Origin of the sequence: Streptomyces telluris, from assembly GCF_024519335.1 — a bacterium.
In the GTDB taxonomy this organism is placed as follows: Bacteria; Actinomycetota; Actinomycetes; order Streptomycetales; family Streptomycetaceae; genus Streptomyces; species Streptomyces telluris.
In genome coordinates, this window is sequence record NZ_JANIID010000033.1 from 78,341 (window position 1) to 101,054 (window position 22,714).

At 70.8% G+C, this 22,714-nt stretch carries 19 protein-coding genes and 1 pseudogene; 18 read left to right on the plus strand and 2 right to left on the minus strand.

Annotated features, from left to right (window positions below; translation table 11 throughout):
- Positions 1-15 precede the first annotated feature (15 nt).
- Positions 16-720, minus strand: coding sequence for an SDR family NAD(P)-dependent oxidoreductase (locus NQU55_RS28900; protein WP_058047447.1), 705 nt, complete (start codon positions 718-720; stop codon positions 16-18).
- 424 nt (positions 721-1,144) lie between these two features.
- On the opposite strand from NQU55_RS28900, the gene NQU55_RS28905 reads away from it, so the two are divergent.
- From NQU55_RS28905 to NQU55_RS28915, 3 genes are all read left to right on the plus strand, one after another.
- Positions 1,145-1,618, plus strand: a complete 474-nt coding sequence (locus NQU55_RS28905) for an AtaL-like protein (RefSeq protein WP_168091909.1) — start codon at positions 1,145-1,147, stop codon at positions 1,616-1,618.
- Complete coding sequence (locus NQU55_RS28910) at positions 1,611-3,278, plus strand: FAD-binding oxidoreductase (RefSeq protein WP_168091910.1); 1,668 nt, start codon at positions 1,611-1,613, stop codon at positions 3,276-3,278. Before NQU55_RS28905 ends, NQU55_RS28910 begins: the two co-directional genes overlap by 8 nt.
- Before the next feature lie 143 nt (positions 3,279-3,421).
- Complete coding sequence (locus NQU55_RS28915; protein ID WP_168091911.1) at positions 3,422-4,960, plus strand: MFS transporter; 1,539 nt, start codon at positions 3,422-3,424, stop codon at positions 4,958-4,960.
- Positions 4,961-5,301: 341 nt separating this feature from the next.
- Here the strand turns inward: NQU55_RS28915 and NQU55_RS28920 are convergent, their stop codons facing one another.
- A complete protein-coding gene (locus NQU55_RS28920; RefSeq protein WP_058047450.1) occupies positions 5,302-6,075 on the minus strand; it encodes a 2,3-dihydro-2,3-dihydroxybenzoate dehydrogenase in 774 nt (257 codons plus the stop codon).
- A 341-nt stretch (positions 6,076-6,416) separates the two neighbouring features.
- Here NQU55_RS28920 and NQU55_RS28925 point away from each other — a divergent pair, with 341 nt between their 5' ends.
- The 15 genes and pseudogenes from NQU55_RS28925 to NQU55_RS28995 all read left to right on the plus strand — a co-directional run.
- Positions 6,417-6,920 (plus strand): cupin domain-containing protein, encoded by a 504-nt coding sequence (locus NQU55_RS28925; RefSeq protein WP_168091912.1) that lies wholly within the window; start codon positions 6,417-6,419, stop codon positions 6,918-6,920.
- A gap of 254 nt (positions 6,921-7,174) precedes the next feature.
- The gene (locus NQU55_RS28930) at positions 7,175-8,995 is read left to right on the plus strand and encodes a type IV secretory system conjugative DNA transfer family protein (RefSeq protein WP_168091913.1); all 1,821 of its coding nucleotides are present in this window, start codon (positions 7,175-7,177) and stop codon (positions 8,993-8,995) included.
- Between the two features lie 60 nt (positions 8,996-9,055).
- Positions 9,056-10,186 (plus strand): hypothetical protein, encoded by a 1,131-nt coding sequence (locus NQU55_RS28935; protein WP_168091914.1) that lies wholly within the window; start codon positions 9,056-9,058, stop codon positions 10,184-10,186.
- Positions 10,183-10,857, plus strand: coding sequence for a hypothetical protein (locus NQU55_RS28940; RefSeq protein ID WP_168091915.1), 675 nt, complete (start codon positions 10,183-10,185; stop codon positions 10,855-10,857). The genes NQU55_RS28935 and NQU55_RS28940 overlap by 4 nt, the downstream gene beginning before the upstream one ends.
- Positions 10,857-11,351: a hypothetical protein gene (locus NQU55_RS28945; RefSeq protein ID WP_168091916.1), complete on the plus strand. Its 495-nt coding sequence runs from the start codon at positions 10,857-10,859 to the stop codon at positions 11,349-11,351. Before NQU55_RS28940 ends, NQU55_RS28945 begins: the two co-directional genes overlap by 1 nt.
- A complete protein-coding gene (locus NQU55_RS28950) occupies positions 11,348-12,307 on the plus strand; it encodes a hypothetical protein (RefSeq protein ID WP_168091917.1) in 960 nt (319 codons plus the stop codon). Before NQU55_RS28945 ends, NQU55_RS28950 begins: the two co-directional genes overlap by 4 nt.
- Positions 12,308-12,495: 188 nt before the next feature.
- Positions 12,496-13,770, plus strand: coding sequence for a conjugal transfer protein (locus tag NQU55_RS28955; protein ID WP_168091918.1), 1,275 nt, complete (start codon positions 12,496-12,498; stop codon positions 13,768-13,770).
- Positions 13,771-13,910: 140 nt separating this feature from the next.
- Complete coding sequence (locus NQU55_RS28960; RefSeq protein ID WP_063804439.1) at positions 13,911-14,147, plus strand: hypothetical protein; 237 nt, start codon at positions 13,911-13,913, stop codon at positions 14,145-14,147.
- Positions 14,144-14,839, plus strand: a complete 696-nt coding sequence (locus tag NQU55_RS28965; protein WP_168091919.1) for a hypothetical protein — start codon at positions 14,144-14,146, stop codon at positions 14,837-14,839. The genes NQU55_RS28960 and NQU55_RS28965 overlap by 4 nt, the downstream gene beginning before the upstream one ends.
- Positions 14,840-14,845: 6 nt before the next feature.
- On the plus strand, positions 14,846-17,410 hold the full coding sequence (locus tag NQU55_RS28970; RefSeq protein WP_168091920.1) for an ATP-binding protein: 2,565 nt from the start codon (positions 14,846-14,848) through the stop codon (positions 17,408-17,410).
- On the plus strand, positions 17,407-17,979 hold the full coding sequence (locus NQU55_RS28975) for a hypothetical protein (protein ID WP_168091921.1): 573 nt from the start codon (positions 17,407-17,409) through the stop codon (positions 17,977-17,979). Before NQU55_RS28970 ends, NQU55_RS28975 begins: the two co-directional genes overlap by 4 nt.
- Before the next feature lie 41 nt (positions 17,980-18,020).
- Complete coding sequence (locus NQU55_RS28980) at positions 18,021-20,138, plus strand: type IV secretion system protein (RefSeq protein WP_168091922.1); 2,118 nt, start codon at positions 18,021-18,023, stop codon at positions 20,136-20,138.
- Entirely contained in the window at positions 20,135-20,923 is a 789-nt protein-coding gene (locus NQU55_RS28985) for a hypothetical protein (protein WP_168091923.1), read from the plus strand. Before NQU55_RS28980 ends, NQU55_RS28985 begins: the two co-directional genes overlap by 4 nt.
- A gap of 4 nt (positions 20,924-20,927) precedes the next feature.
- Positions 20,928-22,145 carry a peptidase M23 gene (locus tag NQU55_RS28990; RefSeq protein ID WP_168091924.1) on the plus strand — a complete coding sequence of 406 codons (1,218 nt, stop codon included), beginning with the start codon at positions 20,928-20,930 and terminating at the stop codon, positions 22,143-22,145.
- Between the two features lie 88 nt (positions 22,146-22,233).
- Positions 22,234-22,714: pseudogene (locus NQU55_RS28995) on the plus strand (hypothetical protein); the annotation flags it as partial.

Here is a 22,714-nt window from a genome sequence, read left to right on the forward strand (position 1 = left end):
GTGACCGGACGGCGCTCAGACGGCGGTCTTGCGGTCCAGGACCAGGTCGTGGCCGACGACGTAGGACGCCTCGTCTGAGGCGAGCCACAGCACGGTGTCGGCGATCTCCTCGACCTTGGCGCCGCGGCCCAGCGGGCACGGGCTGATCGCGTTGATCCGGATGCCCTTGCCGATGTATTCGCGGGCGGCGGTCTGGGTGAGGGTGCTCACCGCGGCCTTGGACGCGGCGTAGGCGCCCAGACCGGGCAGCATGCCCTGGCTGCCGATGTTGCTGGCCGTATTCACGATCACGCCGCCGCCGTTGCGCTCCATGTGCGCGATCTCGTGCTTCATGGACAGCCACACGCCGGTGAGATTGGCGGCCAGGGTTTCGCCCCAGACGCTTTCGCAGATCTCCGCCACCGGCTGGTTCGGGCCGAGTTCGGTGACATTGTTGAAGGCGACGTCCAGCCGGCCGTGCCGTTCGACGACAGCGGCCACGATCGCCTCCGCGTCGGACGCCCCGCCGTCCTCGCCGTGGTGGGTCACGTCGGCAATTCCGCAACTGGCGCTGCCGCCCAGTGCCTTGATCTCCTCAACGGTGTCGTGCAGCATTTCCGGGTGCCGGCCGGCGACCACGACCTCCGCGCCCTCACGTGCGAACGCAAAGGCGGCGGCGCGGCCGATGCCCTCGCCGCCCCCGGTGACCAGGACGACTTTGCCTGTGAATCGCTTGGACATCGCGTCTCTCCTGTTTCTGCGACTGCCGGGCCGGATGCCGGGTCGGATGCCGGTGGGGTCGTGTCAACTGCCTCCAGCATCAGGGGAGTCGGGCGCCGGGCGAATATGCGCGTGGCGCACTTCGTCAGGTGGAAAGGGTGCGGTCGGGGGCGGTCCGCGGCACCTGACGCAGTAGCGGTAAGGGCTTTGACCGGGCTCCGGAATGCGGCGAAGACTTCCATTGATCCGTGTGACGGCCGACGTCCCTGACCGGCGTTTCGCCGAGTTCCTTGCCTCTTCCCCGCTGTCCGCCTCCCCGCCGCCCGCAGGAGAACGCATGATTACGCTTTCTTGGACCCGCAAGGTCGACACCGCAGACACCGCAGACACCGCAGACACTGCAGGCACTGCAGGCACTGCAGGCACTGCAGACACCGCCGCCCCCGTGGACGGCGCAGGTGCCTCGGACACCGGCGATGTCACCGGAACCCCGTGCACCACGCGCGAGAAGCTGTGGCGCGTCCTGCTGCACAAGGCGGAGAACCCCGTCGGCTACGTGCCCGCCATCACCGAGTGCCGGGTCCTGGAGCGCTACGAGGACGGGTTCCTGCGCGAGGCCCGGCGCGGCTCGCGGCTGCTCGTCCAGCGCGTCACGCCGGACGAGGCCGCCGGGCGCATCACCTTCCGGCACACGGACTCCTCCGATCTCGCGGTGATCACCAACCAGGTGGGCGAGGACGAGGACGGCGACCTCACTCTCACCCTCAGCATCACCCTGACCGAGGCCCCGTCCTCGGCCGTGCTGCGCGAGAACTCCTACCTCCACGAACTCGACGCCGACTTCGCCGCGACCCTCGACGCCATGACGGCGGTGCTGCGGCGCAACGCCACCGCCCTGCAAGGGGCCGGCGATGCGTGAGCACGGCACCAGGGCGTACTCCCGCCGCCGGGTCGTCGCCGGTGCCGCCGCCGTGGGTGCGGCGGCGGCGCTGGGCGGCCCGGCGGCGACGGCCCTGGCCGAGGGGACCGGCCCGGGCCCCGGCCCCGGCACCGGCCCGGCCGCCGAGATGGCCGCCTTCGGGCCGCTGACCGTCCGGCCGTCCGACCGGCGCTACGCGGACCTGGTCTGGGGCGCCAACCGCCGCTGGGTCGGCACGCCCGACGCCGTACGCCTCGTCGGGTCGGCCGACCACGTGCTCGCGGCCGTCCAGGAGGCCGTCGACACCGGCCGGAAGCCCGCCGTGCGCAGCGGAGGCCACTGCTACGAGAACTTCGTGACCACGGACGATGTGCGGCTCGTCATCGACATGGGCTCGATGGACCGCGTCGGGTACGACGCCGGCCGGCGCGCCTTCTTCATCGAGCCCGGCGCCCGCCTGGGGGACGCCTACCGCGCCCTGTACCGGGGCTGGGGAGTGACCGTGCCCGGCGGCACCTGCCCCTCGGTGGGTGCGGGAGGGCACATCGTGGGCGGCGGCTACGGCGCGCTGTCCCGGCTGCACGGCCTCGTCGTGGACCACCTGTACGGGATCGAGGCCGTCGTCGTCGACGCGAACGGCACCGCCCGGAAGGTGGTCGCCACGCGGGAGGAGAACGACCCCAACCGTGAGCTGCTGTGGGCGCACACGGGCGCGGGCGGAGGCGCGCTCGGAGTGGTCACGCGGTACCTGATGCGGGCGCCGGGGGCCGGCGGGGCGGATCCGGCCGGGCTGCTGCCGCAGCCGCCGTCCGAGGTGCACGTCTCCACGGTCACCTGGCCGTGGGAGGGGATGACCGAGGCGGCGTTCACCACGATCCTGCGGAACTACGGCCGGTGGTGCGAGCGCAACAGCGCGCCCGGCTCGCCGTACGCGAGCCTGTTCAGCCAGCTGAAGCCGACGCACAAGTCCGCCGGGTCGTTCTCCATGACGACGCAGATCGACGCGTCCGTGCCGAACGCGTCCGGGCTGCTGGACGCCTTCCTGGCCGCCGTGTCGCAGGACGTGGGCGTCCGGTACCGGGTGGACGACCGGCGGACGATCTCCTGGCTGCACGCCACCACGTCCTGGCCGGGCTTCACCGCGCCCGACACCACGACCCGGTTCAAGGCCAAGTCCGCGTACATGCGGAAGGGGTTCCCGGAGGACCAGCTCAAGGCGTTCCACCGGCACCTGACCCGCGACGACTTCACCGGGCCCATGTCCGTAGTCATGATCAGCGCCTACGGGGGCCGGGTGAACGCGGTCGGACCGGCGGAGACGGCCGTGCCGCAGCGGGACTCCGTCATGAAGCTGCACTACATCACCTTCTGGCAGCACGCCGCGGACGACGAACGGCACCTGACCTGGATCCGCGAGTTCTACCAGGACGTCTACGCGGCGTCCGGGGGCGTGCCCAGACCGGGGGACGTGACGGACGGCTGCTTCGTCAACTACGCGGACGCCGACCTGAACACGGCGCGGTGGAACGGTTCCGGAGTGCCGTGGCACGAGCTGTATTTCAAGGGGAACTACCGCAGGCTGCAGGCGGTCAAGGCGCGGTGGGACCCGAGGGACGTGTTCCGGCACGAGCAGTCGGTGAGGCTGCCGGGACAGGGGTGAGGGCCTCCTCCCGTACGGGCGAACGATCCGACATCCAGGGCAAGTCGTAGAAGCGCCGAAGCCGCCGAAGCCGCCGAAGCCGCCGAAGTCGTAGAAGCGCAGAAGCGCAGAAGCCGTAGAGAGAGCACGGAAAGAGGGAAGTCATGTCCTCCGGTTACGCACCGGCTCCGGGCGCGGTCGCGCGCACCGGACGCGGTTTCGCCCTGCTGGGCGCCGTGCAGGTCGTTCTGATCCTGGCCATCACGATGCTGTCGCCGGCGCTGCCGGCGATCCAGCACGACCTCGGGTTGTCCGGTGCGCAGCTGACGCTGGTCAGCGCCGCGTACGGGCTGTCGTTCAGCGGCCTGCTGATGCTGGGCGGGCGGCTGGGAGACCTCATGGGGCGGCGCCGGGCGCTGGTCGCCGGGGCCGCCGTCTTCGGGCTGGCCTCGGCGGCCGCCGGGCTCGGGCCCGGCTTCGCCTTCCTCCTCGGCGGCCGCTTCCTGCAGGGCGTCGGGGCGGCGCTCGCGGCACCCGCCGCGATGTCCCTCGTCCGCTCCCTCTACCCCGACGAGGGCCGGCACGCACGGGCGCTCGCGGTGTGGGGCGGGCTGGCCGGCTTCGGGGCGACGGCGGGCATGCTGCTGTCCGGGACGGTCTCGACGTGGGTGTCGTGGCGGTGGTCGTTCGTGGTGCCCGTGGCGGTGTCGCTGCTGGCCGTGGTCGCGGCGCGGCGGGTGCTGCCCGCGGGGCCCGATCCGGTGCGCGTGCCGCTGGACGTACCGGGCGCCGTGCTCGTCACGGCCGGGCTGACCGTCATGAGCTACGGGCTCGTGGAGGCGGGCGAGCGGCCGTGGGGCGCGGGCGTGGTCTGGGGGCCGATCGCGGCCGGGGCGCTGCTGCTCGCCGCGTTCGTGGCGGTCGAGCTGCGGGTGTCGCACCCGCTGGTGCCCCTGGGGTTCCTGGGGCGGCGGCACCGGGCCACGGCCCTGTGGGCCGTCTTCATCGGCTCGGCCGGAATGTCGACGATCTTCTTCCTGCTGTCCCTGTACTTCCAGGAGGTGCGCAACGCCTCCCCGCTGCTGACGTCCGCGGCATTCCTGCCCTTCAGCGCGGCGCAGGTCGTCACCGGGATGCTGGCCGGGCGGCTGATCGGGCGTTTCGGGGGCCGTGCGGTCACGGTGGGCGGGCTGCTCGTCGCGGCCGCCGGGCTGGTGCTGATCGGGCAGCTGGGCGCGGACAGTGCCTACGCGGGCACGCTGCTCGCCGGCCTCATCGTCTTCCCCGTGGGCATCGCGTGCGTCTTCTCCGGGTCGACCGTCGTCGCCCTGGAGGACGTCGAGGACGAGCGCGCCGGGCTCGCGGGCGGCGTAGTCAACACGGCGATGGAGGTCGGCCCCACGGTCGGCCTGGCCGTTCTCGTCTCCCTGGCCACGGCCCACGCGAGCGGCCTGCGCGACGCGGGGGAGGGCGTCGGCTCGGCGACCAGCTCCGGGTACGCCTTCGCGCTGCTGATCGCGGCGGCGGCGTTCGCGGCCTCGGCCGTGGTGTCGGCCGTGCTGCTGCGGTCGCGGCGGGGGGCGCGGAGCGGGGGCGGTTCCGCATCCGCGGGCCCGGAAACCGTCCGGAGCGCGGCGGCGCCGGAGGCTTTGGTGGAGGCTGCCCGGAGTGCGAGCGGGGCCGCCGGCGTCGGCGGCGTCTAGGGCCGGGGTCCGGCTTCCCGTTCCTTCTGCCGCGACTGCGATTCCGCCGCGACGGCGATCGGCCGTCGCGGCAGAATCGCGTTGCCGGCCACGTATATGCCGTCCGGGCACGTAGGTGCCGTCCGGCCAGGTATATGCCGTCCGGGCGCGTGCGTGCCGTCCGGGCGCGTACATGTCGCCTGGGCACGTACATGTCGCCCGGGCATGTGCGTGTCGCCTGGCCATGTGCGTGTGGCCTGGCCATGTGCGTGGCGCCCGGGCACGTAGGAGCCGTACGTACGAGTCGAGCGCCGTGCGGGCGGACCGCCCGCACGGCGCTCGAATGTTCGAGGGCGTGCCGTTCAGACACCCAGCGCCGCACCCCCGTCCACCGTCAGGTCGTGCATCGTGATGTGGGACGCCGCGTCGGACAGCAGGAACACGACGGCCTGGGCCACATTCTCCGGGCGGGCCAGTTTCCGCAGCGGAATTCCCACCCGGTACGAACTCGCGACGCCTTCGATCGATGCCTTGCGCGCCGCGTCCCCGTCCTTCCACATATCACTCAGCATGGGCGTCTCGGTCGAGCCGGGCGCCACCAGATTGCAGCGGATACCGTGTTTGGCGACCTCCAGTCCCATGCACTTGGTGAACATCGTGGCCGCGGCCTTGGACGCCGAATAGGCCGCCATCTCCACCCGCGCCGTACCGGCCGCATTCGAGGCGACCGTCACCACCGCTCCCCGGCCGCGCGGAACCATGCGGTTGACGACGGCACGGGAGACGAAGAAGACGCCGCTGGTGTTGACGGCGAAGGTGAACTTCCAGTCCTCGTCCGTCAGCCGGCGCGCTTCGGAGAGCCGGAGCACGCCGGCGGCGTTGACCAGGTAGTCCAGCGGTCCGAGGCGGCGCTCGACCGCGTCGACGACCGCCTCCACTTCCGGGCTGGAGGTGACGTCCCCGGGGAATGCCTCCACCAGCAGGCCGTCCGCGGTGAGTTTCTCGACGCAGGCCCGCAGCCGGACCTCGTCCTTGTCGACCGCCGCTACGGCGACTCCCTTCTCTGCCAGCGTCCGGACGACCGATTCTCCTATTCCGCCTGCCGCCCCGGTGACGAGAGCGACTTTTCCTTCCATCGAAACCTCCATACCCGGGAGTTCATGGCACGTCCGTGAACAATTTTCGGCAAAACTGGTTGGCAGGTGAAGCGAGGTTTTCTCACTCCGTCAGGTGACGGCGCGGTTCCATAAAGTGCCGGTGGTCGCGGCGAATTGGCGGCCCGGTCGCGAGCAGGGGTTACGGGCCCGCGCGGGCGGACGCGAGGGGTCGGCCCCAGGCGGAAGCGGAGGCCGTCGGCCCGCCCAAGTGGCCCACGATTCCGTGCGCAAAGTGCACCACAGACCCGGACACTCGACCCCGTAGATTGATCTTCAGAACGAACGGCGCACCGCGTCACCGCACTTCAGAGGAGCCCTCCATGCCCGAGTCCCAGAGCCCCGCCACCGCCCCGGTCCTCGTCCGCGCCGCCGACGCCACCGTCCTCAGCGACGCCCCGGGCTCCCTGATCACCCTCTTCGCGGACTCGGACACCACCGGCGGTGCGTTCACCAGCAACCGCGCCACGCTCGCCGAGGGCACGGCCGGCGCCCCGTCCCACTTCCACACCCGCGCCACCGAGTTCTTCTTCGTCCTCGACGGCGCGCTGGACGTGCTGACGGGGGAGACCGTCGTGACGCTGGAGAAGAACGACTTCCTCGCCGTGCCGCCCGGCATGCCCCACGCCTTCGCCCCGGCGGCCGGCCGCTCCGCCGACGCCCTGGTCGTCTTCACGCCGGGCATGGGCCGCTTCGACTACTACCGCCTGCTGGACCGCGTGGCCCGGGGCGAGGCGAGCGTCGAGGAGATCAAGGAGTCGGCCGAGCGCTACGACAACCACTACGTGGACAGCCCGGTCTGGCGCGCGCACCGCGCTTCCGCGTAACCGGCCGGCGTCCTCGACCTCACCGAACGGCGTCCTCGACCTCACCGGCCGGAGTTCTCGACCTCACCGAACGGCGTCCCCGGCGGTCCCGGGGCCGTCCTCGCACCCTCCTTGCGTAACACCTTCGCTGCGTAGTCCCCCGCCCGCCGCCTCGAACTCCTGACCTGTCGCACGGAGGTGTTAACGTCGCAGCGATCTGAAGAGATCACATCAAGCAAGGGACGGGGGTCCACGGCGTGGCAGCGGCGCGCAAAGTGGGACGCAAGTACGAGAGCGGCGGACCCAAGGGTGAGATCGCCCTCGTCAAGGCATCGGCGTTGGTCTTCGCCGTCGTCGTCAGCTGGCACCTGGCCGTCTGGGCCACGGCCGAGAACATGGCCCTGTCGAACGTCCTGGCCACGGCGGGTGCCCTCGCGGAGCACAAGCCGCTGACCGGCCTGGGCGACGGCATCGTGCCGGCGTCGGCCAATGTCACCGTCCCGGTCTGGCTGGGCTTCCTCCTCGGCCCGATCGCGCTCGTCATGCTGGCCGTACGGGCCCGGGAGCGCCGTGTCCGGGGCGCGGGCGGCGAGGGTCTCGCCTCCGCGACCGAGGCCCGCGACATGCTCGGCGAGAAGCGCGCCCGCAAGGCCGCCAAGATGACGCGCGCGACGTCGTTCACCGGCAAGGACGGCAAGTTCGACCCCAAGGCCGCGGCGCGTGCGGAGCTGAGCGAGGTCGGGTGGATGCTCGGCACGCAGGTCCGCACCGGGCAGCCGCTGGTGGCCACGCCGGAGGACTCGGTCGCGGTCATCGCCCCCTCCGGCGGCGGCAAGTCCCGCAACGTCGTCATCCCCGCGTGCCTGGACGCGCCGGGGCCGCTCGTCGTCACCTCCACACGCGCCGACGTCCTCGACGTCATCGCCGAACCGCGCTCGCGCATGGGCCGGGTGTGGGTCTTCGACCCGCTCGACACCGTAGGCTGGCCGCACAAGATGGTCTGGGACCCGGTGGCCGGGTGCCAGGAGGGCGAGACCGCCACGTCGCGCGCCCTGTCCTTCTCCGTCGGCATGGGCGCGGACGACAGCTCCTCCAGCAACGGCAGCTTCTTCCAGCAGACGGCGTCGTCCGCGCTGACGAGGCTCCTCCACGCCGCGGCCCTCGAAGGCAAGACCATCGAGCACGTCATGCGCTGGGCCACCAACCTGGAGAAGGCCAGCGAGCCGCGGGCCATCCTCACCGACCACCCCAACGCCGAACCCGGCTGGGACGTCCTCCTGCGCTCCGTGTCGACCGGCGCCGACGAGACCGTCGCCTCGACCCGGCAGACCCTGGCCGCCCAGATCGAACCGCTCGCCCTGCGCAAGGTGCTGCGCTGCGTCACCCCGCAGCCGGGCGTGCCGACCTTCGACCCGGACGCGTTCGTCGCCTCCCGCGACACCCTGGTCCTCATCAGCGACTCCAACGCCTCGACGAACGTCTCGCCGCTGACGACGATGCTGCTGGGCGAGGTCGTCGACGCGGCCAAGCGCCGGGCGCCGCGGCTGCCCTCGGGCCGGCTGGACCCGTTCCTGCGCCTCGTCCTGGACGAGGTCGCCAACGTCGCCCCGCTGCCGAAGCTGCCGTCGCTGGCCTCCGACGCCCGCGGCTACGGCATCCACATCGTCTACGCCCTGCAGTCCCTGGCCCAGGCCGTGCTCCGGTGGGGCCAGCACGAGGCCGACACGCTCCTCGACAACGCCGCGGCCACCCTCGTCATGGGCGGCCTGAAGGACGTCGAGGCGCTGCGCCGCTTCTCCGAGCTCGTCGGCGAGGCCGAGCTCGTCGAACTCTCGAAGTCGCGCGACACCCAGCGCCTCTTCGGCTACGGCACCAACGAGATCGAGCGCGAACGCCGCATCCTGCGCCCCGAGGAGATCCGCCAGCTGCCGCACGGCCGGGCGCTCCTGCTCTTCCGCGGCGCGCCGGGCGTCATCGCCGAGCTGCTGCCGTGGGACCAGCGCCGCGACGGAGCGGCGCTGCGGGCGGGCGAGCACGCGACGAGGGCTTCGCGGATCGGGCCGCCGCCGCTGGAGAGCGCGGGCACGGGCGCGTAACGGGCACGGGCGCGTAACGGGCACGGGCGCGTAACGCGCGCGTAGGAGGAGCGGGAAGACGTGGAAGAGCAGCTGCGGGAAGAACTGAAGGCCCTCCGCGAGGAGGTGGAGACCCTCCGGGAGTGGCGCACCCAGTTCGAGGCGGCGGTCAAGAACTTCGCGACGGGGACCAAGGCGAACCAGGCGGAGGTCACGGAGGTCGTGGGGGAGGTCATCGACCGCCTCCACGCGGTGGAGGCGGCGACGGCAGCCGCGCCCTCGCCGTCGGCCGCCCCCGGCGACGACCACCTGCCCTGGTCACTGCGCGCCACGGAGGACGACTGGCGCCGCCTCTCCGACTGGCTGGACTGGCTCGGCCGGCACTACGCGCCGCAGCTGCACCTGCGCATCTGGCCGTGCTGGCCGCTGCATGGCGGCGTCACGGAGGAACTGGCCGCCCTGCACGCGTCTTGGCGCGCCGCGACGGAGGCGGACGCCGACCCGTCGCGCGAGGGCAGCGACCTCGCGTACTGGCACCAGATGTGGCTGTGGCCGACGATCGAGCGGATCCGGCAGCACTACATGTTCAGCGAGTGCGAGGACGACCACTCCCAGGACCGCCCGGGCCGGCCGACGGACGGTGCGGCGCTGCGGAAGCGCATGACGGAGGCGGAGGCGGAGCGCAGGCGCCGCGAGAACGAGAAGTACGCCTACTACGTGAAGACCGGCCCGGACCATCCGGCGGAACGCCCGTCGAGCCTGTGGCGGTGCGCGGCCGGGAGCGGGAGCGGGAGCGGGGGCGGGGGCGACTGGGAATACCTGTCGCTGCTGGACTGGCAGTGGCACAAGGCGGCCGAGACCGTTGTCCAGGACCCGCCGCCGGAGGCCGCGCGCCACAGGGTGACGGCCGACCGCGCCGGCGAGCTGCAGGCGGACCGGCAGGGCTGGGTCCGCTACTGGGCGCGGTACGCGGACGAGCCGGCCTGGCGGGCCGGGGAGCCGCCGGTGTCGGTGGTGCGCCGTCGGCGCAGCCCGGAGCGCATCTACGACGAGGCGTACAAGACCTGGAACGAGTGGGGCCCGACCCAGACCGTCCACGACTTCTTCGACGCCCGCCCCTCGAACCCGCCGCACCTGGTGGAGATCGACGCGGCGAAGGCCGAGCGACTGCTGACGGAACTCCACGGCGCGAAGGGGGCGACGGAGCTGTGACGACGAACAAGACCGCCACGGCCTGGAAGGACGACGCCTCGGAGCCGGGCCGCCGCCTGGAACTCACGGCGGAACAGAACGGCGCGGTGACGGAACGCTGGGAAGCGGCGAGGGCGGCCCACAAGGCCCTGGACGCGGTGATGGAAGGCGTCCAGCAGGCCCTGGCGGACTCCCACGGCGCGAAACTCGAAGGCAGACTGCACCGTCTGAAAGGCCTCAAGGCCTTCCGCCGCAAAGCCGCCATGGAACTGGAGGACCGCGTCCCCCTGGAATCGGTCGTCCGCAAGGTCCAGGACCTCAACCGCTACACCTTGGTCTTCGACGTGAAGTCGTACACCGAAGGCGTCCGCCACACGTACGCCCTGCTCCACGAGCGCGGCTACGTCATCGTCCCCGGCTCGGAGCAGAACACCTGGGAGGATCCCGTCCACAAGGGATTCCGCGCGGCGTGGCAACAGCCCGACGGAACGGTGAAGTTCGAGATCGCCTTCCACACGCCCGACAGTTTCCGGGTGAAGACGGAGAACCACCTTCTCTACGATCTGTACCGCTCGAGCCGGCTCCGCCCCCTGGGCGAGGAGGCGGAGAACACGGCCGAGTCCCACGAGGACGCGGCGAAGGTCGTCCAGCAGCGGCGGTACAGCGAGATTCCTGCGAAGGGAAGCAAGTGATGAGTGAGCAGTACGAATACTTCGCCGAGGTGCCCGAGGGGTACACCGCGGACCGCCCGGACGGGCTGTGGCGCCGCGCCGGCGAGGAGTGGGAGTACCTGTCGCTGCTGGATTGGCAGTGGCACAACCTCGCGGAGAGCACCGTCAGGAACCACCCGCCGGTCGACGAGCTCGAAGCCGTGACGGTGGAACGCGCCGCCGCGCTGGAGGCCGACCGGCAGGGCTGGGTGCGCTACTGGGCGCTCTACGTCGACGAAGAGGACCATCGCGAGGGCGAGCCGGCCACCACGGTCGTCCGGCGCCGGAGCAGCCCGGAGCAGGAGCTGGACGAGTCGTACCGCGGCTCGAAGGGGATCTGGGGTCCCACGGGCGCGGTCGCCGAATCCCGTGACCCGCGTACCTCCAACCCTCCCTATCTGGAGGCCGTGAGCGCGGAGCGGGCCGAGGAACTGCTGCAGGAGATTCACGGAGTGACGGGGGCCACCGAGCTGTGAGCGGGCAAACGGGGGCCTGGGAGGGCGAGGGCTACTCGCTCAGCCCGGAACAGAATCGTGTCGTCACCGAGCGCTGGGAGCGGGCTGCCGCCGCCCGGGACCGCATGGACGCCATGATGAAGGACGTCCAGCAGGAAACGGCGCAGTCGCACGGCGGCGAGCTGCAGGGTCTGGAGTATTCGCTCAAGGACGTGGATTCGTTCCGGCGCAAGGCCGCGACCGCGCTCGAAGAGCACGATATTCCGGTCGAGAAGACCGCGCGCAAGGTCAACGACCTCAATCGGTACACCCTGACCTTCGAGCCGGATTCCTACACCGAAGGCGTGGAGCAGACGTACGAACGGCTCCGCGAGTCCGGCTACGAGCCCACTGCCGAGAAGAACACCTGGCAGGACCCGGTGTACAAGGGTGTGAATACCACCTGGCAGCACACGGAGTCGGAAGAGAAGTTCGAGCTGCAGTTCCACACTCCGGACAGCTTCAAAGCCAAGATGGAGAATCACGAGCTCTACGAGATCTCCCGCGGCAATGAGATCAACGAGCTCGCGGCGGGTGACAAGAGGCTGGCGAAGTCCTACCTGGACGCCGCCAATCATCTGCAGAACGAGCGGTACAAGAACGTCAAGGTCCCGCCCGGCCAGGAGCGGATCGGGGAGCAGAAGATCTGGGCCAAGCTCGACCCCGATGTACCGCGGGAGCACGTGGAGCTGATCCGGCAGAAGGAAGCGGAGAAGCTCGCCGAGAACGCCGTCAAGGCCCAGGCCAAAGCCGCGGCCAAGGCCCAGGCCGAGCAGGCGCTCCTCGGTCTCGACGGACCCGGGCTGGGAGAAACCCAGGGCCTGCGCAACAGGTTGGCTACAAAGCCCCCTGCGGAAGAACCCCGGCAAAAGACGACGGCACCCCGAATCGACCCGGTACCGGCCCACTCGCAGAGCCGTGGTCCCGTAGTCAGGTGAGGTGGGCCACGTAGTAGATGACCTCTCACCCCGAACCGCCCGCAATGTCAGGAATTCGGGGTGCGGTCGCTGTTCCGTAGTTGTTCAGATCCCAACAGCTTCTGTTCAAATCAAGCTGTTTGACGATCAGAAATGGGCCAAGTACTGTCCAGCCACTCAGGCCTAGCACGGGGGAAGGGTCACCAGGGTTGAGCACGTTCAAGACGGTCATGCGGCGGATTCTGAATCTGCCGGAGCCGCGGAGCGACGCGGCCAAGGTCGAGGCCAAGGGCAAGGGCAAGAAGGGCGAAGCCTCTCTGCCAGGCCCCCCGCCCGCCGGGCAGCCTTCCCCCGCGCCCCAGGCCCCCGCCGGACTCCAGCAGTGGACCGACGCGGCGGCCCGGCTCCAGGGCCAGACCCCGTCCCCGCAGCCCGCCCCGGCCACCGCAACAGGTGCCGGTGCCGGTGCGGGCGCAGGTGCTGACGCCGCCAAGGGCCGTGACTTGCCCTGGCAGCTCGAGGACGAGAACAGCGGCACCAAGTTCCTGGTCAAGGTCGGCCGCGGCGCGCTCTGGGCCGTCGTCGGCCTGGCCGCGATCACGGGCATCCGCTCGTGGTTCTGGGCGCCCGCACCGCCCAAGGCCCCCGTCCAGGTCAGCAGCGGTCCCACCTACCCGGTGCAGGAGGCCCAGGCCGTCGCCGCCCGTTTCGCGCGGTCGTACCTGAGCTGGGACGAGGACGACCCCAAGGCGCGCGCCGAGGCCCTGGCCCGGGACATGGTCAAGGGCATCGACACCGCCGCCGGCTGGAACCAGAAGGGACACCAGGAAGTCCTCGCGGCCCAGCCGGGAACCGTCACCGAGGAGAAGGACAAGAGGGCCCGCGTCCGCGTCGACGTGCTGGTCAAGACACCCGGGACGGACGGGTCGCCCAAGCCGGGCGACAAGCCCAAAGACGACAAGTCCAAGGACAAGAAGGACGACCCCAAGAAGGACGACAAGGGCGACGGGAAGAACCACGACCCCCGCTCCGCGACCGGCCCCCGCTGGGTCGGCCTGGACATCCCCGTCGTCCACGCCTCCGGCCGCATCGTCGTGTCGGGCCAGCCCGGCATGGTCGGCGTGCCGACCGGCGGCACGTCCGCGCCCGCCCTGAACACCAAGTCCACGGACCTGGACTTCAGCGAGAAGACGCGCGGCGTCGCCGAGGAGTTCTTCACCAAGTACGCGACCGGTGAGGCCGAATCCGTAGCGGCGCCGGGGGCCTCCGTCGCCCCCCTCCCGCCCGGCGTGAACCTCGGTGGCCTCCGCAACTGGTCGGTCGACGAGGGCAGCGGTACCGACCGGATCGGCACCGCGACCATCACCTGGCTGACCGGCGGCGCCGAACTGGAGGAGACCTACCGGGTCAAGCTGACCCGCGTGGCATCGGCCAAGGCCGAGCGCTGGCAGGTCTCCGAGGTCCACGGCGGCATGTCCTCGTAGCGCCGACGGCCCCGCTCCCGCCCGGGGTCACGGCCCCGTTCCCGGTTCCTGCCGCAGTTGCCGCCGGCCGCGCCGTCGTGCCCGGCCGGGCGGCCGGGCGTCCTCACCTGTTCGCTCCCACTCCAAGCAAGGGGAAGAAAATGATGGAACTCGCGCTGACCAATGGCGCCGAACTCAAGAACTGGGTCATCACCCTCGCCGGCAACATCTTCCTGATCGTGCTCGCGGTCCGGGCCATCGGCCACTACGCGAAGCGCGAGTGGGGCGAGCTGCTCGCACACTTCATGGCGGGCGTCGTCGTGGCCGGCTTCGTCTACGCGTCGGACAGCACCAAGGGCATGCTCACCGCGATCTGGACCAAAGTGGCGGGCGCATGAGGGTAGGGCACACCTTCACCCGCCACTTCGACCTGGAGACACGCCAGCACGAGCTGCTCGGCATGGACCTCGGCGAGGGCCCGACCCGTCGGGTCCTCGTCACCGGCGCGGTCATCTACGCGGTGTGGATGGGCGCGTTCCTCCTCGTCTTCGGCTGGCCGTCGGAGCTCTTCTTCACCCTGTACTTCGCCCCGCCCGCGCTGATCACCTTCTACGGGTCCCAGCGCTCGCGGCGCAATGAGCGGCGCTGGAACCTCACCCAGTGGGCGCTCACCATCCGGTACCTGACGGTGGGTCACCGGCCGATCATCAACGGTGGCCGGCGCGCCGCCGATCGCTCGGAGTGGCTCCCGCTGCGGGCCCGGCTCGGGGAGAAGGCCGAGCAGGCCCTCTCCTACCCCGGCATGAGCGTCTTCGAGGGGCTCTTGGGCGCGGAGGAGCCCCAGCGCACGGCCGGCCGCGCCGTCAAGCTCGATGCCCGGCCCCGCCTGTACGGGCCGGACCAGGTCTACCGCGCTCGCATGCGCAGCCTGTCCCCCAAGGACCGCAAGGCGGCCGGGCAGCAGGCCGCACAGCAGCGGGCCGCCCGGCAGGCCCAGCCGGCCCAGCAGGTATGGACGGGTGGCCGCACGGCGCCCATGCCCGCTCCGATGGCCGCCCAGCGGGCCAGGAGCGGCCAGGAAGGTATGTGATTCGCGATGAAGTTCACCAAGGGCATCTCCCGCTTTTTCGGAGTCGACGGCGACCGCTCCGCCCCGCCCCCGCGTTACGTCGGTCTGGCGGACGGCCTGGTCATCACCGAGACGCACGCCGAGGCGTGGTTCGTGCTGGGCAGTTCCAACACCGACCTGATGTCGGAATCGGCGCGCGACGGCGAACACGACCAGGCCAGCAGCGCACTGGCCCGGACGCTCTCGGGCTACGACTGCCACCTCAAGGTCCTGTGGGCGCCGCTGAACGCCGAGGAGTACCGGAACGAGGCGGAGAGCCTGTTCACGGCGGGCAACTTCGCCGAGTGGGCCGACATGCGGGTCGACCGGCTGAACCAGCTCGAGCTCCCCACCCGCATGCTGATGCTCGGGGTGCGCATCGCCGAACGCTCCAACCAGGCCAAGGCCCGCGGCAGCAGAGGGGCGCAGAACGCGCTGGGCATCGGCTCGACGTCGGTCTCGCCGAAGGAGATCGCCCGGCTGGACGCCCTCACCCGGCGCCTCGGCCGCCAGCTGGAGACCACGCCGTGGAAGGCGCAGCCCGCCGCCGTCGAGATGCTCGCCTGGATGATCGCGCGTGAGCAGCGCCGCGACACGGTCCTGCCGAACCCGGACGCCGACGGGATGATCACCGGTGCCAAGCTGGCCCAGCTCACCCGGGGCCGTGTCCTGCCCTACCCCGACCACCTGCGCATCGTCGACCAGCGCGGCGACACCAGCACCTGGGTCTCGGTGCTCACCATGGACGGCTTCCCCGAGGAGATGGAATCGCCCGGGGCGGGCGAGTGGCTGCGGGCCGTCGCCGAGATCACGTACGTGCCCGAGTACGGGGACGACGACGATTACGGAACGGACATCCAGGTCAAGCCGGTCAACCCCGAGCCGTCCGTCCGCTTCAAGGTCATGCACAAACGGGACGCCCTGAAGCAGATCGACGAGGTCCGCCGGCTCGCCAAGGAGCAGCGGCAGAGCGCCGCCAAGCACTCCGCGGGCGAGACCGCGCAGGAGATCGAGGAGACCGAGGAGACGATGACGTCCCTCTCGCGCGACATGAAGCGCGAGGACGTCACCCTGCTGGAGGACCACCCGCGGCTGGTCGTCACCAGCGACATCTCCCTGGAGGACCTGCGGGCCCGTTGCGACGCCGTCATCGGCTTCTACGGCGGCCTCGGCATCGAGGTCAGCATCGGCGCCGAGGAACAGCGCGAGCTGTGGCTGGAGACCCAGGCGGGCGACATGCTGCGCGTGCCCGACCTGGTGCACACCCGCACGGTCGGCGCGTTCGCCGGCTCCTGGTTCTGGGGCGGCGCCTCGGTCGGCGACGACACCGGCCCGATCATCGGCTACCTGACCGGCTCGACGCCCGGCGTCGTCCGCAACGACCTGACCGGCGGCTCCGAACGCGGTGACGCCACGACCTCGGCCTTCATCGGCCGAAGCGGCCGCGGCAAGACGACCGCGATGATGCTGTCCCTGCTGGACTCCGGCTTCCGCGGCTCCTTCGTGCTCGCGCTGGACTTCAAGGGCGACATGGGCGGCCTGGTCTCGGCCGGCCAGCGGTACGGGCTCAACGCCCACGTCATCGAGACGGGCGCCCAGTACGCCGGCGTGGCCGACCTGTTCACCCTGCTCTCCGGTGAGAGCGCCGAGCGCGCGCAGACCGAGGTCCCGGCGCAGCTGGGCATCGCGCTGCCGCAGCACCTGCGCATGCGCGGTGCCGAGACCCCCATCCAGAGCGCGGTCAACGAGATCATCGCCGCAGGCGACCCCGCGACGTGGAAGGTCATCGAATACCTGCGCCGCTCCGAGGACGAACTGGCCCGGGAGGCCGGCGACGCCCTCTACGAGCTGTCGCTCACCGGTCTCGGCGCGCCGTTCATGGGCAAGCCCTCCGGCACCACGCTGATCACCCCGTCGCCCGGCATCTGGGTCGTCCAGGTCCCCGGCATCACCCTGCCGTCGCCCGACGACGCCCGCGACGACTGGTCCGTCCACCAGCGCCTGTCGGTGGCGCTCGTCCACTCGCTGCTCGCCTACGGCATCAGCATGGCCGGCCGGAAGGACCTGCGCGGCCTGCGCAAGGTCGTGGCCGTGCCCGAGGTGCACGTCCTCACGGCCACCCGCGAGGGCAGCTCGTTCCTCCAGTACATCGCCCGAGTCGGCCGGGCGCTGCACACCGCGCTCGTCGTCGACACCCAGGACCCGGAGTCGCTGGCCAGCCTCACGGGCCTCGTCGAGCAGATGACGACGGTCTTCGGCTTCCAGCTCACGACACCCGAGCAGCAGGACGCGATGTCGGACCTGCTGGACCTGCCGAAGGGCGACCACACGCGGCAGCTCATCCAGGCCATCGGCGTGGACGTGACCCAGGAGATCCGCCACGGCCACTGCATCATGCGCGACCGCCGCTTCAGCAGCGCGACCGTGCAGTTCGACGTGCCGTCGATGGAGATGCTGGAACTGCTGAGCACGACGCCGAAGACGACGGGTGTCGTCGCGGAGCAGTCGGCGATGTCTCTGAGCAAGTCCGAACCCGAGGAGGCAATGGCGTGAGGCGGGTTGCGGCAGTGGCGGTTGCGGCGGCGTCGGTCCTGGCGGTCGCCGGGTGCTCGTCGTCGGGTGACGGCAAGAAGGACGGCGGGACCCGGGGCAATCCGGGGGTCACCAAGGAAGAACACGAACGGGCGGACGCGGAGGCGCGGGAACGGGCCAAGGACGAGGCGGCCATGAAGGACGCCGCGGTTCGGTACACGAAGGCGTACGTCGCCCACGACGTACGGACGATGTGCAGCCTGATGACGCCGACCAAGCGTGGTGGCGACGGGAGTCTCGACGGGTGCGTGAAGCACTTCGAGGAGCTGGGCAATGGGAAGCCCGGGTCCGAGGTCACCGTGAGCGTGGAGGGGTCGCCGGTGGACGTGTCGCCCATCGGGAAGCACCCCCAGGGGACCGGCCTGATGGTGAAGCAGACCACCGGTGCGGAGGCCTCCGTTCGCCGGCAGGCCATGCGCATGGTCAAGGCTGACGGCGCGTGGCTGGTCGATCAGAAGGTCACTGTCCGGGACGAGGACATGTCCGCCGGCAATCCGGTCCGCAACGTCCTGATGAGGTCCCCGGAATGAGGCTTCCCCGGTTTCGGAACGTCGCCATACCCCTCCTCGGTGTGCTCACCACGCTCATGGTCACCGCGGGGGCCGCTGCGGCCGAGGACAAGCACAAGAAGTACAACCCCGCGGGCATCGGCGACCTGCTGAAGACCCCCCGCATCGGGGAGGGCAAGGGCTCCACCCTCTATGAGCAGTACGGGTCCGTCCTCTACTACCGGCTCGACAACGAGCTGGGGTGGAAGGACATCGGCTGGAGCATGCTCAACGGCATCTCCGATCTCTTCATGGGCCTGACGGTCTTCATCACCCAGACGGCCGTGGTCGCCGTCCAGTGGACGCTGGGCTTCACCGACGTCAAAGAGATCCACGACTCGATCACCACGGCCATTTCCAAGGCGGGCGGAACGGTCTCGACGACCCTGCTGCCCTCGGCCCTCGCCGTGGGTGCGCTGGTCGCCTGGGCCAATCACCGCAAGGCGAGCGGCAGTAGCCTCAGCCAGCTCGGCTGGGTGGCGGCCTCCGGGATTCTCGCGGTGTCCCTCGTGACCACCCCCGGCGTGTGGGTCGACAGCCTTGAGAGCGTGCGCAAGGTCGGCTCCACCATCGCGATGGAGGCCACCAGCGCCGGCATGACCGGCAAATCGCAGGAGCCCATCGCGATCGGGGAGAACCCGGATCTCAGCCAGAACGACAAGGACAGCGAGGAGACGAAGAAGAGCAAACTGGTCCGCAAGTCCACCGACGCGATCTGGCGGTCGTACGTCGTCACGCCGTGGTGCATCGCCGAATTCGGCAACCTCACCACCTGCAAGGAATTCGGCGAACGGGTCCTGCAGAAGACGGACCAGCCGACGGACGACGACGACTTCGACGACGCGCGCGAGCAGTTCCTGAGCGAAACGCTCAGCGACGAGGCGCTCGGCAAGCCGGCCATGAAGTGGCGGCAGGGCAAGAACGCCGGACGCGTCACGGTCGCGCTGGCCGCCTTCGTCTGTGCCACGCTGTTCGCCGTCCTCGCCATCATCCTGGCCTTCGCTTCGCTCGCCTCGCTGATCGGCGCGTTGATGCTGTTGCTGGCCGGTGTGGTCTTCGCCTGTCTGTGGGTGATCCCCGGTAGGCCGCGGCAGTGGGGCCTGCGCTGGTTCGACGCCCTGCTGGGCTTCGCCCTGCAGTCGTTCGTGAGCACGATGGTGCTGGGTGTCGTCCTGGTGCTGAACACGGTCAGCATCACGTTCCTGGGCGGCTCCGGCGGCTATTTCGCCGCAAGCGCCGTCAGCATCACCAGCGCGATCACTGCCTTCAAGTTCCGCGCCGTGATGGAGAGCATCGTCGGCGTCACTGGTTCGCTGTCTCCAGGAGGTTCGGCGATGGGCATGGCCATGGGCCGCGGGGCCAGCAGGCTCGCCGGCCGGATGGTCGGCAAGCCCGCGGGCTGGGCGGGCCGCCAGGCGGCACGTCCCGTCAAGTGGGCCGGCGGGAAGGCCAAGGACGCCGCGGTGGGCGGCGTGAAGAAGACCGCCGGTTTCGCTGCGAGGAGCGGCTTCAGAGCGGCTTCCGCAGGAGCCGAGCAGCTGGGCAAGGCCAAGGAGCGCGGTCTCCAGGCCATGGCCTCCTGGGCCTCCGACGCCGCGGCCGGTGCCGGGGCGGGCCGCCCGGGCGGTGCCGGGGGGAGCCGTGCCGCCGGCTCCTTCAACCCCCAGAACGAGCGCTACCTGGCCGAGCGTCGCCGTGCGGGGCTCGATACGCCCGGCGGCGGCAAGACCATTGCGACCCTGCCGGAGCGGCGCACCACAGCCGTGGGCAACATCCGGGCGCGGGCCACGGCCCGCTCCGGGGAGGGGAACGCCGGACGTCCGAACAGCGCACGTCCGAACGGTGCTCGCCCCCAGCAAGGTGCCGCCCAGGCAGGGAGCAAGGGGCCGCTGACGCAGAACGGTGCGCGGCTCAATGCTGCGAAACCGGACGGTAAGGGCCAGGCCAACCCCCGGTTCCGTCCCACCCGTCCGCACACCCCGCCGCCGCGCCAGCAGCGCATCTCCGAGGCCCGCCGGACGGCGAACACGGCCTCGGCTTCGGGCGGCGCAGCGAGCCGGCGGAGTGCTCCGGCCCAGGCGAAACGTTCCGCCGCTCCGGCCCCCACAGCCAACCGGCGCCGCCGCAGGAGGGACTCGTGAGCAAGGACAACGGGCCGCAGAGTCCGGCCGAGTGGCGGGAGCTGCTCAACGCCCCGTATGACTATCCGGAGGAGATCGAAGAGGCCCCCAAGCGGTCCGTGCGCCGCCGCGCACGCAAGATCTACCGTCAGGACCAGAAGACGGAGCTCAAGCGACGCCTTGCGGAGGAGCGACGCCGGGAGCCGGTCACCGCGGGCGGCGCCATCCTGGTGATCGCCGGGTTCCTGGCCCTGGGCGCGGCCGCCACCCACTGGTGGCCGAACGACGCCCCGGCGAAGGTCGTACGGGCGGGGAGCCCGCCGGAGACACGGACGGAGTCGGCGCCGGCCCGGGGGACCGGCGCCCCCGCCGCCCCGTCGCCTTCGGCATCGGCCCCGGCCCTGCCGAAGGTGGACCTCAGCAAGCCGGAGAAGGCGGCGGAGGGTTGGGCACGGGTCTACTGGGCCCGCAACCCGCCTGTGGACAAGACCCACAAGGCGGCGGTGGACCGCGCAGCGCCGTGGATGACCTCCGCCCTGCGCGAGAACCTCAAGAAGTTCGACGATCCGGCGTGGAACGAGATGGTCTCCAACGGCGGTGTTTCCACGGTGGGCAAGGTCACGGTCGGCCCCGCCGACGACGACCGGGTGCGCAGCCAGATGGACACGCCCCTGCGCGTCTGGCGCAAGGTCACGGTGGAGACCACGGTCGCCGGTTACCGCAAGTACAACGAAACCAAGGTCCTCCTCACCGAGGTCATGCGCGACGGCAACGAGTGGCGCGTGGGCCGGATCCTGGGGGTCTGAGTCAGTGGACGGACGTCAGGCCCTCGCCCTGGCGGCGGGGGGAGCCCGGCGTGCCGTGGTGCTCAAGTTCGGGCTCCCCGTCGCGGCCGTCTTCATGGTCTTCCTCATCATCTTCGGCGCGCTGTCGGGCATAGGCGGGGTCAGCTCCGCCTCCGCCGCGGGCTGCGGTGAACCGGGACAGCCCGCCGACGACGGGGAGCACGGCAACGGGCAGCAGGGCAGTGACAACGGCGGTGCGAGCAAGGAGCTGCGGGCCCGGCAGGTCACCAACGCCAAGATCATCGATGAGGTCGCGAAGGAGGGAAAGCTGCCCGGACGAGCCACGCTCATCGCGCTGATGACCGCTCTCGCCGAGTCGCAGCTCGACAACATCAACTACGGCGACCGGGACTCGGTCGGTCTGTTCCAGCAGCGCCCGGTGGCGGGCTGGGGCACCAAAGAACAGATCATGGACCCCAAGTACGCGGCCAAGATGTTTTTCTTCGGCGGTGACAGCGGCGACCCGCCGGGCCTGGAGGACGTCCCCTGGGAGAACCTGTCGCTCAACGACGCCGCCCAGAAGGTACAGCGGTCCGGCTTCCCCAACGCCTACGGGCCGAAGGAGACGCAGGCCCGCAGCATTGCCAAGGAAGCCGGAATCGACACGGAGCGGTCCGGCGAGAACCATCCCAATCGGCCGGCGCCGAGCACGTCCGGCGGCACTTCGGGAAGCAGCGGGAACGGCAAGGACCCCGACGAGCCCACGGGTGACTGCAACACGTCCGGCAAGCCGGGCAAGCCGGGCGAGCCGTTCCACGACGGCAACGCGAACTGGCCCGACAAGGTGAGGAACCCGCGCTCCACCGCCGACGCGATCAAGTGGGCGAAGGCCGAGGCCGACAGCCACCGCGCGAACTGGTACCAGAAGTGCCTTGCCTTCACATCCATCGCCTATGGATGGAACTACTCCGGCACGAACTACGCCATCGACCACTACACGGATGTGATGCCGAAGGACATGCGGCACGACGGCGACCGCAATCCGCCGGTCGGCGCCCTCATGTTCTGGGACACCGGGCACCGGGCCGGACACGTCGCCATCTACGTGGGCGATGGAAAGATCGCGTCCAACGACATCGGGCCCATCGGTGAGATAGCGATCGTCCCCGCCACCGATATCGAAACCAAATGGAACGCCAAGTATCTGGGCTGGTCACCCCCCTACTACCCCAACGGTGGGTGATCCGGGTCATCATTACCCGGGGGACCGCGGCACCCTGCGTGCCGCGGCCCCTTGGCCTTCTGGCGGCGGCGGTACGTAAGGAATGACCATGCCTGTTGTGACGGACCTCGACTCGGTCCCTCTGACGCCTGTCTACACGATCGTCATCAACGCAACGGGCGGAGCGTCGATCGACGGGGAGCCGGTCGACGACCTGCCGGGCGCGGACGCGCGGACCTCGGCGCTTGCCGAGATACGGGTGCGCGCGGCCCTCCGCGGCCACCCCATACGGATCAATGCCAAGGAGCCCGACGGCTCCGTCTGGCCGCTGATCGTCGACCACGACGGGGCGGTGACGCCGATGCCGGGGCCGCACCCGACGCCGCCGCCTGCGCCGGTTCCGGCGCCGACTCCGGCGCCGGAACCGGCCCCCGTGGTGCCTCAGCCGGCCCATGTGGCGCCTGCGCCCGCACCCGTGCCCGTGCCCGCACCCGCGCCGGTGGCGGAGCACTTTGCGCCGCCCGTGCCCGGGCCCGCGCCCCTGCCAACCCCCGCGCCCGCGCCCGCCCCCGTACCCCCGCCCCTCCAGG